The 13,269-nt window shown below is 63.9% G+C and carries 13 protein-coding genes; 5 read left to right on the forward strand and 8 right to left on the reverse strand.

The window, feature by feature from the left end; all coding sequences use genetic code 11:
- Positions 1 to 14 precede the first annotated feature (14 nt).
- Positions 15 to 1,562 carry a hypothetical protein gene (locus G8O24_RS28400; protein WP_202988778.1) on the reverse strand — a complete coding sequence of 516 codons (1,548 nt, stop codon included), beginning with the start codon at positions 1,560 to 1,562 and terminating at the stop codon, positions 15 to 17.
- 283 nt (positions 1,563 to 1,845) lie between these two features.
- On the opposite strand from G8O24_RS28400, the gene G8O24_RS28405 reads away from it, so the two are divergent.
- The 5 genes from G8O24_RS28405 (at position 1,846) to G8O24_RS28425 (ending at position 4,678) form a co-directional block, all read left to right on the forward strand.
- Positions 1,846 to 2,616 carry an iron-containing redox enzyme family protein gene (locus G8O24_RS28405; protein WP_188105133.1) on the forward strand — a complete coding sequence of 257 codons (771 nt, stop codon included), beginning with the start codon at positions 1,846 to 1,848 and terminating at the stop codon, positions 2,614 to 2,616.
- A 10-nt stretch (positions 2,617 to 2,626) separates the two neighbouring features.
- The gene (locus G8O24_RS28410) at positions 2,627 to 2,959 is read left to right on the forward strand and encodes a 2Fe-2S iron-sulfur cluster-binding protein (RefSeq protein WP_188105135.1); all 333 of its coding nucleotides are present in this window, start codon (positions 2,627 to 2,629) and stop codon (positions 2,957 to 2,959) included.
- Positions 2,960 to 3,058: 99 nt separating this feature from the next.
- Complete coding sequence (locus G8O24_RS44470; RefSeq protein ID WP_188105137.1) at positions 3,059 to 3,355, forward strand: ferredoxin; 297 nt, start codon at positions 3,059 to 3,061, stop codon at positions 3,353 to 3,355.
- Positions 3,352 to 3,735, forward strand: a complete 384-nt coding sequence (locus tag G8O24_RS44475; RefSeq protein WP_311972267.1) for a 2Fe-2S iron-sulfur cluster-binding protein — start codon at positions 3,352 to 3,354, stop codon at positions 3,733 to 3,735. Before G8O24_RS44470 ends, G8O24_RS44475 begins: the two co-directional genes overlap by 4 nt.
- A gap of 169 nt (positions 3,736 to 3,904) precedes the next feature.
- Entirely contained in the window at positions 3,905 to 4,678 is a 774-nt protein-coding gene (locus G8O24_RS28425; protein ID WP_188105139.1) for a GntR family transcriptional regulator, read from the forward strand.
- A 15-nt stretch (positions 4,679 to 4,693) separates the two neighbouring features.
- Here the strand turns inward: G8O24_RS28425 and lpxB are convergent, their stop codons facing one another.
- The 7 genes from lpxB to rseP all read right to left on the reverse strand — a co-directional run bounded on the left by lpxB (position 4,694) and on the right by rseP (position 13,264).
- Complete coding sequence (gene lpxB / locus G8O24_RS28430) at positions 4,694 to 5,872, reverse strand: lipid-A-disaccharide synthase (RefSeq protein ID WP_188105141.1); 1,179 nt, start codon at positions 5,870 to 5,872, stop codon at positions 4,694 to 4,696.
- Entirely contained in the window at positions 5,869 to 6,726 is an 858-nt protein-coding gene (locus G8O24_RS28435; RefSeq protein WP_188105196.1) for an LpxI family protein, read from the reverse strand. The genes lpxB and G8O24_RS28435 overlap by 4 nt, the downstream gene beginning before the upstream one ends.
- Before the next feature lie 19 nt (positions 6,727 to 6,745).
- Entirely contained in the window at positions 6,746 to 7,537 is a 792-nt protein-coding gene (gene lpxA, locus G8O24_RS28440) for an acyl-ACP--UDP-N-acetylglucosamine O-acyltransferase (protein WP_188105143.1), read from the reverse strand.
- 191 nt (positions 7,538 to 7,728) lie between these two features.
- Positions 7,729 to 8,190, reverse strand: coding sequence for a 3-hydroxyacyl-ACP dehydratase FabZ (gene fabZ, locus G8O24_RS28445; RefSeq protein WP_035702330.1), 462 nt, complete (start codon positions 8,188 to 8,190; stop codon positions 7,729 to 7,731).
- Complete coding sequence (lpxD, locus tag G8O24_RS28450) at positions 8,187 to 9,254, reverse strand: UDP-3-O-(3-hydroxymyristoyl)glucosamine N-acyltransferase (RefSeq protein ID WP_188105145.1); 1,068 nt, start codon at positions 9,252 to 9,254, stop codon at positions 8,187 to 8,189. The genes fabZ and lpxD overlap by 4 nt, the downstream gene beginning before the upstream one ends.
- A gap of 149 nt (positions 9,255 to 9,403) precedes the next feature.
- The gene (gene bamA / locus G8O24_RS28455; RefSeq protein ID WP_188105147.1) at positions 9,404 to 11,938 is read right to left on the reverse strand and encodes an outer membrane protein assembly factor BamA; all 2,535 of its coding nucleotides are present in this window, start codon (positions 11,936 to 11,938) and stop codon (positions 9,404 to 9,406) included.
- Between the two features lie 174 nt (positions 11,939 to 12,112).
- Positions 12,113 to 13,264 carry an RIP metalloprotease RseP gene (gene rseP / locus G8O24_RS28460; RefSeq protein WP_188105149.1) on the reverse strand — a complete coding sequence of 384 codons (1,152 nt, stop codon included), beginning with the start codon at positions 13,262 to 13,264 and terminating at the stop codon, positions 12,113 to 12,115.
- Positions 13,265 to 13,269: the final 5 nt, after the last annotated feature.

Genomic DNA, 13,269 nt, shown 5'->3' on the forward strand with positions numbered 1-13,269 from the left:
TGACAGAACCTTCTTCAATGCCAGATCAGGACCGCGCAGATGGTCGAGGTCACCAGCCCCGCCAGCACCGGCACCATCACCGTCTGGACGATCTGGAAAACCGGCACGCGCGCGAACCCCGCCACCGCGATCAGAGACGACCACGCCACCAGCGTGCCCCCACCTGTCCAGACCGCCCCCATCTGGCCGACGGCCGCAAGCGTTGCTGGATCGAGCCCGACCGTCGGCGCCAACGCGCCCGACAACGACCCGGTGAGCGGCAGGCCGGCGAAGCCCGACCCGTCGATACCGGTGATCATGCCGGCGATCAGGACCCCGAACGCGACAAAGACCTGATTGCCCGGAATCCAGTGCTGCGCAGCCTGAACCAGTTCGAACAGAAGATTGGGCGCCTGAGCCGCGGGGACGCCAAGAATCGGAGCCGACAGCCCCTGCTCGGCGCCGAGAAAAAAGAATCCGGCAATCGGCAGCACGGATCCCATGGCCTTGAATGCGAAGATGAAGCCTTCGGTGACATGGTCGGCGCTGGTATCGAGGAATTCGCGCAAGGGGTCGGTGACGAACGAGGCCCAGATCATCAGCACGGCGGCAACGCCGCCCACCAGTGCCGCGGCATCGCCACCCTTGAGGTCATGGCCGATCCCGAGCTTGGAGAGCACCATCACGACGATGACGCCAAGGAAGGCGAGCGGCGTCACCACTGCGAAGATCTTCGACCATTTTTCGCGCGCATCGGGAATCGCAGCGAGCGCTTTGTCGATCTGCCCCTGATTTGCCAGCGGCGTCTGGTCGCCGGCGGTGCCCCGGGCGAGCTCGACCTTGTCGAACGTCCCCTCCTGCGCGATGCGCGCCAGCTCGCCGTTGCTCGACTTCGCCTGCCAACGTTCGAGCAGCCCGTCATCCGGCTTGGTGATGAACTTGCGGATCGCGAAGTAACCCAGCAGCAGCGCGACGCTTCCGGTGATCAGTGACAGCACCAACGCCCGGTCCGCGACCGCGGCAGCGCTCACCGCAACACCTGCGGCCTTCGCGCTGATGCCCGGAGCAACACCAATGACATAATCCGACGACAGCGCCATGCCCTGGCCGGCGATCGCAATCGCCAGCGCGCCGCCGAGCGGCGGCAATCCCGCCGCGATCGCCGCGGGCAGCAGCACCGCCGAGACCAGCGGCACCGCCGGTGTCGGCCAGAAGAAGAGCGAGATCACGTAAGTGATGCCGGCCAGAACGAAATAGGCCGTGTGCCCGTCCTTCATCACGGTGCGGAACGGCTCCACCATGCGGATGTCGGACCGCAGCACCTTCAGCGCGTTGAGCAGCGCAGTCATCAGCGCGATCACCAGGAAGATGTTGAACAGCTCCTTCGCGGCCGTGAAACTGGCATTGAAGATGCTTCCGAGCGCAGCAATCGGACTGTGCGTCCAGGCGAGCGCGACCAGAAAGGTCGCAAGGACCGACGGCACCACCACGTTGGCGCGCCAGATCATGGTCAGGACGATGAGGGCCACCCCGAGCAGGTAGACCCAGTGCGCGGCGACGATCGGAACTTGCGGCATTGTCATGCGATGCGCTCCCCCAGGCAGCACCTAATTTTGTATACTGTATTCGAAAAATGCAACAACTAAGTGTGAATTATCTTGCAGAGGCGTCTTGGAATCAAAATTCTCACAAATATATCATATTGATTTGTATAGATAAAAATATGATACCCACAGTCAAAGCGAGCCTCCCCCTTAGCTCCGCGCGTTGACGCGAGATCAAAATTGTATACTGTATACTTTTATTGCATGGGCCTGACAGCCGCGACCAATCCGGCCCCCCTTTCGGCGACACAGGAGCGCGACGATGCAAAAGCTGATGAACCATGTGGAATTCCGCACGGCCCTCGAGAATGCGATCAAAGGCAAGAGCGCCAACAAGGCACCCTTCAGCATCGCTTGGGCGAGCGGCAAGCTGAGCCGGGCGCATCTCGCCTCGTGGGCGGAAAACCACTACCACTATGTCGGCCCGTTCGCGGACTACCTCGGCTACATCTATGCGCGCATGCCGGAGCAGTATCAGGAGGCCAAGGATTTCCTGCTTGCCAACATGTACGAAGAGGAGATCGGTGGCGACCGCCATACCGATCTGCTGATCCGCTTCGCCGAGGCGTGCGGCACGACCGCCGAACGCGTCAAGAATCCCGACAACATGACCGCGACGACGCGCGGGCTGCAAAGCTGGTGCTATGCAGTGGCAATGCGCGAGGACCCGATCGTCGCGGTCGCAGGCCTCGTGGTCGGCCTGGAATCACAGGTTCCGTCGATCTACCGCAAGCAGACGCCGACCTTGCGCGAGAAGTACAAGTTCACCGACGAGGAAGTCGAGTTCTTCGACCTTCACATCGTATCGGACGAAGTCCACGGCGAGCGCGGCTACCAGATCGTGCTCGAGCACGCCAACACGGTCGAGCTGCAGCAGCGCTGCCTCAAGATCTGCGAGATCGGCGCGCAGATGCGCCTGCTCTACACCACCGCGCTCTATCACGATTATGTCGCCAAGGATATTCCGCTCTCCGAGCTCGACATGACCGAAACCAAGGTCCCGGCGGACGAACGCGCGTTGCTGCAAGCCTGAGCCGCACGGCATGCCCAACGTCGTCTTTCACCGGAACGGCCAGACCTTTCACGGCGAGATCAAGGAAAACACCAATCTCGTCGTGAGGGCGGGCATCCGGCAATTTCCCCATCCGAACTTCCTCTACGGCTGCGGCATGGGGAAATGCGGAAAATGCGCGGCCCTGATCATCAAGGGTGCCGAGCACCTGCCCGAGCCGAACTGGAAGGAAAAGAAGCGGCTCGGCGCGCGAATCGAGGCCGGCTATCGGCTGGCCTGCCAGCTCTGGCTCACCCACGATCTCGAGCTGTCGCAGGAGGCAACGCCGCTTGCCGACGTGGTTGCAGCCGGCAAGGTCGGCTGACGTCTCGAGGGCCAGATGAAACGAGTGCCCAGATATCTTCAATGCCCGGGCCCGCGCCGGCCTTGCGGCAATTCTCGGCCAACACGGGAGATTTGAGCCATGTATGTGATCCTGACCAGCAAGGATGGACTGTTCCGGACCGAGATCGTCGACGGGCTGCGGCCCCTCGCCTCTTACGACTATCTGTTCTACGGCACCAAGAAGGCGACCTTCGTGATCGCCGAGCTGCTCAAGGACACCAAGATCAAGGTGATCGACGAAGCCTGGTCGCCGCCGATCGTCAATCAGGTGCCGTCCAAATTCCTGGAGAAATTCGCAACACCGGAGCTGGCCTATCGCGAGCTCGAGCACCTGACGACGTTCGGCCACATGGACACGAAGCTGCGCAAATCGTGACGTCCGACAGCGCAAATCCGGCCGCAGGGACCGGCACGATCCAGGTCACCTTCGTGACCAATAACGGAAAGTCCGTCACGGCACCCGTCGACAGCAACCTGTTGCGGGTTTCCTTGCGCGAACAGGGCGGCATCCCCTTCAAATGCGGTGGCGGGATTTGCGGAACATGCAAATGCCTCATCGAGAAGGGATTGGAGAACACCGACGCGATCAAGCCGAAGGAGCGCAAGCACCTCACCGACGAGCAATTCGCCGCCGGCTACCGAATGGCGTGCCAGACATTTCTCACCGGCGACGTCAGCGTATCCTGGACGCCGAAACCGGCGGCCGCAGCAGGCCGCCCGGCCGCAACGCCTCCCGCCCCCGATTCGCCCGACTGATCCGGTTGCGCGATGCCCATTCTCCCGGCGACTACGGCTTGCCGCTGTGCAATGGGCAGTCTAAGTACGTTCGTGCCGTCCCGCCGGTCAGTCCGCTCGGCCGGTGGCGGATCGAATCTCTCCGCGCGGTTCGGAAATATCAAACCGGTGCGGTTGAGAAGGTCATCTCATGGCTGGCAGGCTGGGAAATTCGAAACGACGCCTCGGCGACGACTACCTCTCCCTCCACGACAGGGTCATCGAGGAGCTGCGCCAGGCCATCTTGAGCCGACGCCTCAAGCCAGGTGAGCGGCTGGTCGAAGGGCGCCTCGCGGAAGAGCTTGGCGTGTCCCGCAATCCGGTGCGGGAAGCGATCCGCGTGCTGACGACCGAGGGCCTGGTCGAGGTGACCGCACGACGCGGCGCATCCGTGCTTGCCATGACCGACGAGGAGGCGCGTGAGACGATCGAGGTGCGTGCGCTGCTCGAGGGACAGAACGCACGGCTGGCCGCGCGTCGTCGCGATCAGGATATTTTGGCCCGCATTGCCGCCGTGCTGAACGAGGGAACGGTGGCGGTTGCGGCCAAGCGCTTTGAGCTATTGTCGGGCCTCAATCAGCAATTCCACAACGAGCTTGCCGCGGCCGGCCGCAATCGCGTCCTCTCCGATCTGCTCAAACGGCTGCGCGAGAGAACCGCGATGTTGTTCGCGCCGACCGATCCGGAGCGCCAGGCGCGGACCTGGGACGAGCATGCCGGAATCCTGCGCGCGATCATCGCAGGCGACGAGCGCGCTGCTGCCACGCTGGCCGCAGAGCATGTGATGCGCGCCGGCGCCGATTTTCTGGCGACCCTCCACGTTCCCGAGGATGGCCCGTCGCTGGACACCATGCCCGCGCGGCCGGACCCAGCGGCCGCAAAACCGCGCCCGCGCCGCGCCGCGGTCGGACGCACGAAGAAGTAGCGAAAGGCTCGAGGCCTAACGCCGCCCCTTGCGCATCGTCGCAAGCACGATGTCGGCGGCGAGCACGCTCGGCGACTTGTTGCCGGTCGACATGATGGAGTCGAGCTGGGCAAAAGCCTCGACCTGCTGCCTGCGCATCGGCGTCTCCTTCAGCACCTCGGACAGGGCGCCGGCGAGCTTCTCCGGCGTGCAATCCTCTTGCAGGAATTCGGGGATCACATCCTTGCCGATCACGAGATTGGCGAGGATCACCGAAGATACCTGGATCGCGCGGCGCAGGATGAAGGCCTCCATCGCGCCGACCCGATAGGCTGTCACCATCGGGATCCCCGACAGCGCGAGCTCCAGCGTCACCGTGCCGGATTTTGCCAATGCTGCGCGCGCGATCCGGAACGCCGCGCGCTTCTCGGTTTCGCCGACCACGATCTCAGGCTTGACCGGCCAGCGCGCCACGCCCGCGCGGACGGTCGCTTCGAGATGCGACATCGTCGGCAGTATCAATTTGAACGCGACGCCCGCAGCCTGCAACTGGCCGAGTGCGGCGCCGAAAAGGTCCAGATGATGGCGGATCTCGCTGCGACGGCTGCCCGGCAGCACCAGCAGAACCGGCGGATCGCCATCGCGGCGCTTCTGCTCGGTCGCGTCTGGCCGGAGCGACGACAATTGCTCGATCAGGGGATGGCCGACATAGCTGCAGGGCGGGCCTTTCAGCTTGCGATATTCCTCCGGTTCGAAGGGCAACAGGCCGAGCACGTGATCGACATAGCCGAGCATGGCGCGCGCCCGGCCCGGCCGCCAGGCCCAGACCGAGGGCGAGACGTAGTCGATCACGGGGATGTCCGGATTCTTCGCCCGCACACGGCGGGCGACGCGATGGGTGAAATCGGGGCTGTCGATGATGACGAGCGCGTCGGGCGCGGCTTCGGTCACGGCATCCGCGGTCTCGCGGATCAAGCGCAGGATCTTCGGCAGTTGCTGCAGCACTGCGGCAAAGCCGACGATCGACAGCTCCTCGATCGGAAACAGCGTCTCCAGCCCCTCGCGCGCCATGGTGCGGCCGCCGACGCCCTCGAACTGCACGCCGTCACCAAGACGCTGGCGCAGCACCTTCATCAGCGCCGAGCCGAGCCGATCGCCGGATTCCTCCGTCGCGATCAGGAAAATCCTCCTGATGGGCTCACGTGCCTGCATCACGCCGACAAACCGACGACGAAGAGATATTTGGCGTCGGCAAGCGCGATCATCGCCTGGGGCTCGGCAGCGATGGTGTTGCCGGCGATCACGGCGATGCCGGCAAGGCCGGCCTTGGCGACGCCCTCGATCGTGCGCGGGCCGATCGTCGGCAGGTCGAAGCGCAGATCCTGGCCGGTCTTCGGCGCCTTGACCAGCACGCCGCGTCCCGTGGCCGCGCGGATGCGGCCCTCCTCCCGCAGCCGTGCCACGCGCGCCAGCAGCGCGTCGGTGCCCTCGATGTCCTCGATCGCCACCACATGGCCGTCGATCACCACCGCGGCCTGACCGATATCAAACGGCCCGAGCGCGGCGAGCACCGCGCGCCCGCGCTCGATATCGCCCTTGGCATTGTCGGCCGGCCAGGCGCGGCTGATGCAGCCCTCGGGCATCAAAAGGTCGGGCGCGACGTCCTTGATGCCGACCATGCGAAAGCCGTCCTGCTCGAGGATCCGCCCGACGCCTGACAACAGATGGTCGTCGCCGCCCCGGAAGGCCCGGATGACATTGCCGAGCAGCCGCAGCGTCTTGATGTCGAAGCGGATCTCCGTGAGCGAGGGCCGCACCAAGGTGCCGATGAAGATCAGGTCGCGGCAGCCCTCCTCGCGGAACAGCCGCATGGCGCGGCCGAGCTGGCCGACCGAAATCCAGCGGTGGCGGAATTTCTCCACCTGCACCGGATCGCAGGCCCCCCTGAGCGGGAATAGCACCGGCGTGATGCCGCGCGCCGCGAGCGACTCGGCGACGGCGAACGGCATCGCGCCGCCGCCCGCGACCACGCCGACCGGCGATGCAATCCCTGATGCCGCCGATGTCATGTCCGCGGCCATCGCTGCATCACTTCTCGACAGCGGGAAGGCAAAGCGGGCGCTTGCCCTTGCCGATGAAGCCGAGGATCTCGTCGATCGCAGGATCTTCGCTTGCGAGCGGCCGCACGGACTCCAGCCGTTCGGCGAACGTGCCGGGGCCGTGAAAGAGCTTCTGGTAGAACGCGCGCACGGTCGCAAGCCGCTGTTTGGTGAACTTGCGCCGCTTCATACCGATCAGGTTGAGGCTCTCCAGCACCGCATATTGACCGTTGGCGAGCCCATACGGGATGATGTCGTCACGCACGCCCGAGAGGCCGCCGACCATTACGTAAGACCCGATGCGGGTGAACTGGTGCACCGCCGACAGCCCGCCGATATAGACGGCATCGCCGATCTCGCAATGGCCGCCGAGCGTCGCCGAGGTCGCGAAGATCGCGTTGTTGCCAACCACGCAGTCATGGCCGACATGGCTGTTGTTCATGAAATAGCCGTCGTTGCCGACGCGCGTCTTGCCGCCGCCCTTGACGGTGCCGACGTTCATCGTCGTGCCTTCGCGAATGACGTTGCCGGAGCCGATCTCGAGCGTGGTCGGCTCGCCCTTGTAGCTGAGGTCCTGCGGCGCGCCGCCGAGCACCGCGAATGGCGAGATCACGCAGCCGTCGCCGACCGACGTATGGCCGATCACGGTGACCTGTCCGATCAGCTTGCAGTTCGCGCCGATCCGGGCGTTGCGACCGATCATGCAAAAGGGCCCGATCTCGGTGCCCTCGCCGATCACGGCGCCGTCTTCCACCCGCGCGGTGGGGTCGATCTTACTCATCAAGCGATCTTACTTATCAACAAGGTCTGGCTATGTGTTGAACTTGCTCGGCTTTCCGCCTGTTAGCGCGACAGCGCCCGATCTGTCCAGTGACGTATGATCTCGGCATGTTTCAGACGCCGGCTGAACAAAGCGCGCGGCTGCATCAACGACTTCATCCAACACTTGAGCTGCGGGCGCGTCGAGCGGTCTCAATCCGTCAGCATCGCCCCGACATCGGCTTCGGCGACGACCTGGCCGTTGACCTTGGCGTCACCGTGAAACCACCACATGGCCTTGCGGCGGCCGAGCGAGCGCATGTGATACTCGATGGTATCGCCGGGCAGCACGGGCTTGCGGAATTTGCACTTGTCGATGGTGAGGAAATACACCGCCCGCGGCTTCTCGGTGCCCTCGACCGACTTGATGCCGATCACGCCCGCGGTCTGCGCCATCGCCTCGATCATCATGACGCCGGGATAGACCGGACGTTCGGGGAAATGCCCCTGGAAGGCCGGCTCGTTGAAGGTGACGTTCTTGATGCCGATACCGCTGTAATCGGCGCGGATGTTGATCACCCGGTCGATCAGCAACATCGGAAAACGATGCGGCAAGGTCTGGAGGATGGCATTGATGTCCACCAGCTCGAACTTAACAGGAGATTCCTCGGTCATTCCGGTCCCTCATCCTTCGGATCGGTCTTGCTGTCGCGCACCAGACGCTCCACCGCGATGATCTCCTTGAACCATTGTTTGGTCGGCTTGGCGAAATGCCCGCCCCAGCGTCCCCCCGGCGGGATGTCGTCCTTGACCGCGCTCATCGCGGTCACCTGGGCCCCATCGCCGATCTTGAGGTGATTGTTGATACCAACCTTTGCTCCCAGCGCCACGTTGTCGCCGATGGTCAGGCTGCCCGCGAGCCCGATCTGGGCTGCCAGCAGGCAATGTCGGCCGATCGTCACATTGTGGCCGATCTGGACCTGATTGTCGATTTTAGTGCCCTCGCCGATCACGGTGTCGCGCAGCGAGCCGCGGTCGATGGTCGTGCCGGCGCCGACCTCGACATCGTTCTGGATCAGCACCCGCCCCGTCTGCGGTACCTTCAAATGGCCCTCAGGGCCGAAGAAGATGAAGCCGTAGCCGTCCTGGCCGATCGAGCCGCCGGGATGGATCAGCACGTTGTTCCCGATCAGCGCACACTGGATCACCGTGCGCGCGCCCACATTGCAGTCCCGGCCGATCTTGACGCTCGGGCCGATCACCGCGCCGACGCCGACCACCGTGCCGCTGCCGATCTCGGCATCCGGGCCGATCACCGCGAGCGGATCGACGATGACGCCGTCCTCCAGCCGGGCCGAGGGATCGATGATGGCCGACGGGGCGATGCCGTCATTGCCGACTGAGGATTGCGGCCGCAGCGCATCGCCGTGCCATTCCCGGGCGATCCGGACAAAGGCGCGGAACGGCTGCGTCGCCCGCAGCACCGCCACATGCGCGGGCACCTCCGCCTCGAAACGCGGGCTAACCAGGCAGGCCCCGGCGCGGGTGGCCTTGAGCTCGTCCTTGTATTTGAGGTTGTCGAAGAAGGCCAAATGCATCGGGCCGGCTTCGTCGAGCGAAGCCAGAGCCGTGATGACATGGCCGCCCCTGGCCGGGTCGACCAGTTGCGCCTTGGTCAGCGCGGCAATGTCGGCCAGCGTTGTTTCAGGCGGTTTTGTGAAGAAGGTCGGCTGCGCCATTCCACCCCGTCGCGGTCCGGCTTCGGCATGAAGCGGCCCGGCCGCATCATGCCCTATCTCACGGATTGAGCACGGTCTTTTTGATAACCGGCCGCAAGGAATTCCGCAAAGGAACGCCTGGGCGGCCGGATCATGCCCTGCTGATCGAATTAGAACGTCGTGCCGCCGCCGAACCGGAATTCCTGCGTACGGTCATACTTGCCCTTGGTGAGCGGCACCGCGTAGTCGAAGCGCAGCGGTCCGAACGGCGAGGCCCAGATCAGGCCGACACCGACCGACGACCGGATGACCTTGCTATCGTCGTAGATCAGGCCGGTACAGGTTCCAGCGCTGCTCGGGTTGACCGTCGACGGCGTACAGTTCGAGTTGGCCGGCGTGGTGGTTTCACCGGTCAGCGCCCACGTGGTCGGCCCCTTATAGTCATACAGGCCACCAGCGTCGGCATAGACCGCGCCCTTCAGGCCCACTTCCTTGGGCAGGAACCAGAACGGCATCTGCAATTCGAGCGAAGCGCCCCAATATTTGGTGCCACCAAGCGCGTCCTGCGTGTCGAAGGGGTTGATGTCGCGCGGGCCGATGCCGTTCGGCGCGAAGCCGCGGACGAGGTTCGGACCCATCTGGAAGTGATCCAGCATGCGCAGGTCGCTGTTGCCGACCTTGTTCAGGATACCGCCCTGGAGGTGGACGAGGCCGACGAGGTCGGACACCAGCGACTGGTAATACTTCGCGTCCGCGACGGTCTTCAGATAGGAGACGTCGCCACCGACGCCGGCGATGTCCTGCTTGAAGTCGATCAGCAGGCCGTCGGTCGGGTTCTTGTTGTTGTCCAGTGTGTTGTAGGTCAGCGAGTAGCCGAGCGCCGAGGTCAGCGTCTTGCCGCCCGCCAACTCCTTGCGGACCGGCAGCGAGGCTTCACCGTCGCTGTAGCAGCCGAGACCGGTGGTCGAGGGATCCAGCGTCACACCACTGGCATTGGCGAAGGCCGGGCTCGGGTTGAAGCTTGGGCCAGCGATGTTGTTACAGTTCGCCAGATAGCTCGGCAGCGAGATTTCCTGCTGATAGATCGAATAGCGCAGCTGCAGCGACAGATCTTCGCGCAAGGAGAAGCCGAGACGCGGCGAGAAGCCGAGCGTCTTGGTGCCGTAGGAGATGTAGCTGTTGGACAGCTGCTGGCGCTGATAGAGGTCGAGGCCGAGCGCGACGCGGTAGTCGAGCAGATACGGCTCGACGAACGACAGCGAGTAGCCGCGGGCGTACTGACCGTAGGTCACCGACGCCTTGGCGAACAGGCCGCGGCCGAGCAGGTTGCGCTCGGAGACCGAGACTTCGGCCAGCGCACCGTCGGTGGTGGAGTAACCGCCCGAGATCGAGAAGTCGCCGGTCGACTTCTCCTCGAGATCGACGATCAGGACCACGCGGTCGCTGGAAGAGCCCGGCTCGGTCGTGATCTTCACGGTCTTGAAGTAGTCGAGGTTCTTCAGGCGCCGCTCGGCGCGGTCGACCAGCGCACGGTTGTAGGCATCGCCTTCCGAGATGTCGAACTCGCGGCGGATCACGTAGTCACGCGTACGCGTGTTGCCGCGGATGTTGATGCGCTCGATATAGGTGCGCGGGCCTTCATCGATGTTGAAGACGACGGAGACGGTGTGGGCATCGAAATTGCGGTCGCCGCCCGGGCGCACCACCGCGAAGGCGTAGCCGCGGCGCGATGCCTCGATCTGCATGTCCTCGACCGACTTCTCGACCGATTCGACGTTGTAGAGCGAGCCGACATTGACGCGCGAGAAGCTGCGCAGCGAGCTCGCATCGAAGTTCGGGATGCTGGTGCGGAAATCGACGGTCCCGACGCGGTACTGCGAGCCTTCCTCGATTTTGAAGGTGACGTTGAAGCCCTTCTTCTCAGGATCGTATTCGGTGAGCGCGGCCACCACCTGAACGTCGGCAAAGCCGTTCTTCAGGTAGAAGCGGCGAATCAGGTCGCGGTCGGCCTCGACGCGATCCGGGTCGTAGATGTCGCCGCTCGAGAGGAAGCTCAGCAGGTTGGATTCGTGCGTCTTGATGACGTCCCGGAGACGATAGGACGAGAACGCGCTGTTGCCGATGAACTCGATCGACTTGACCGAGGTCTTGGCGCCTTCGTTGATCGTGAAGACGAGATCGACGCGGTTGTTCGGCTGCTCGATGATCTCGGGCGTCACGGTCACGTCATAGCGACCGGAGCGACGATAGATTTCGGCGATTCGCAGCGTGTCCGACTGCACCATGGCGCGGGAAAACGTGCCGCGTGCCTTGGACTGGACTTCGGCGGTGAGCTGCTCGTCCTTGATCTTCTTGTTGCCCTCGAAGGCGATGCGACCGATCACCGGGTTTTCCACCACGGAGACGATGACCTGGCCGCCGGCGCCGCGGTTGATCTTCACATCCTGGAACAGGCCGGTCTCGATCAGCGCCTTGAGGCCGTCATCGATGGCGCCCTGGTCGAGGCGACCACCGGGGCCGGGCTTGAAATAGGAACGGATCGTCTCCACCTCGACGCGGCGATTCCCTTCGACGGAAATCGACTGCACGGTCTGAGCGAGAGCAGACGAAGACACCAAAACAGCCCCAACCGGGGCAACCACCGGCGCGCCGAACATGATCAGGGTTGCGAGCAAGCCCCCCCGGAGTCGCAGTCCAAACTTCATGCGCAACGCGCCCTTATCCACGTACCAGACCCAACCCCAAAGCCGGTCTGGGAGATTCCCCAAGTTCATGCCGCTTGTAGCCAATTTCCCCGACATCGCAAACGGCAGCTGACACGGTAATTTCAATTTCATTCCAAGACGTTGCTCAACAGCAACGCCACAAAAAAGCCCGGATCAGGACGCCGCCATTCGCAAGATGTCGTTGTAGGTCGCGAACACCATCAGCATCAGCACGAGGCCGAGCCCGATTCGGAATCCCATTTCCTGGGTCCGCTCGGACAGCGGACGGCCACGGACCACTTCGGCCGAATAGAACAGAAGGTGACCGCCATCGAGCAGCGGGATCGGGAACAGGTTCAAGAGGCCGATCGACACCGACAGCACGGCACATAGATTGATCACGAACTGAAACCCGGCGCTGGCCGCCTGCCCCGACATCTTGGCAATGCCGAGGACGCCGCTGACCTCGTTCGGATTGCCCTGCCCGATGAACAGCGAGCCCAGGAACTTGAAGGTGCTGGTGATGATGAACCAGACCTGTTCGCCCCCAATCTTGAGCGCCTCACCAATCCCAACCGGCGTGGTCGAGGCCTCGCCGACCTGAGACTTGTGCTCGACGCCAAGCACGCCGACCTTGTGGCTGTTGCCGAACGGATCCTTGCGCTCGAGCAGCGCCGGCGTCGCCGTCAGCGACACCACGGCGCCATCGCGCTTCACCTGGAAAACCAGCGCGGAACCGGCGCTCGTCGCGACGATCCGCTGCATGTCGGCAAAGCTCTCGATCGGCTTGCCGTCGATCTCGACGACGACGTCGCCGATCTTGAAGCCCGCGGCGGCCGCGGCGCCATCGGCGACGACGCCGTCCACGCGCGCGATCGTGCTCGGCTTGCCGTAATACAAGGCCATGCCTGCGAAAATCAGCGCGCCAAGGATGAAATTGGCGATCGGACCGGCGGCGACGATGGCGGCGCGGGGGCCGACCTTCTTGTGGTGGAAGCTGCCGGCGCGCTCCTCGGCCGTCATGGCTGCAAGCTTCTCGGCCGACGGGGTGGAGGCTTCGCTCTCGTCGCCGAAGAACTTGACGTAGCCGCCGAGCGGGATCGCCGAGATCTTCCAGCGGGTGCCGTGGCGGTCATTGAAACCGACCAGCTCGGGCCCGAAGCCGAGCGAGAAGGTTAACACCCGAACGCCGGCCCAGCGCGCGACCAGGAAGTGGCCGAGCTCGTGGAAGAACACGACGATGGTCAGGACAAACAGGAAGGGAACTGCGTAGCCGAGGAGCCCATGGCTCAACGTATTGAAACTATGGACGAAAAAGTCAGACATCGATT

Origin of the sequence: Bradyrhizobium campsiandrae (genome assembly GCF_014529705.1) — a bacterium.
Classification (GTDB): Bacteria; Pseudomonadota; Alphaproteobacteria; order Rhizobiales; family Xanthobacteraceae; genus Bradyrhizobium; species Bradyrhizobium campsiandrae.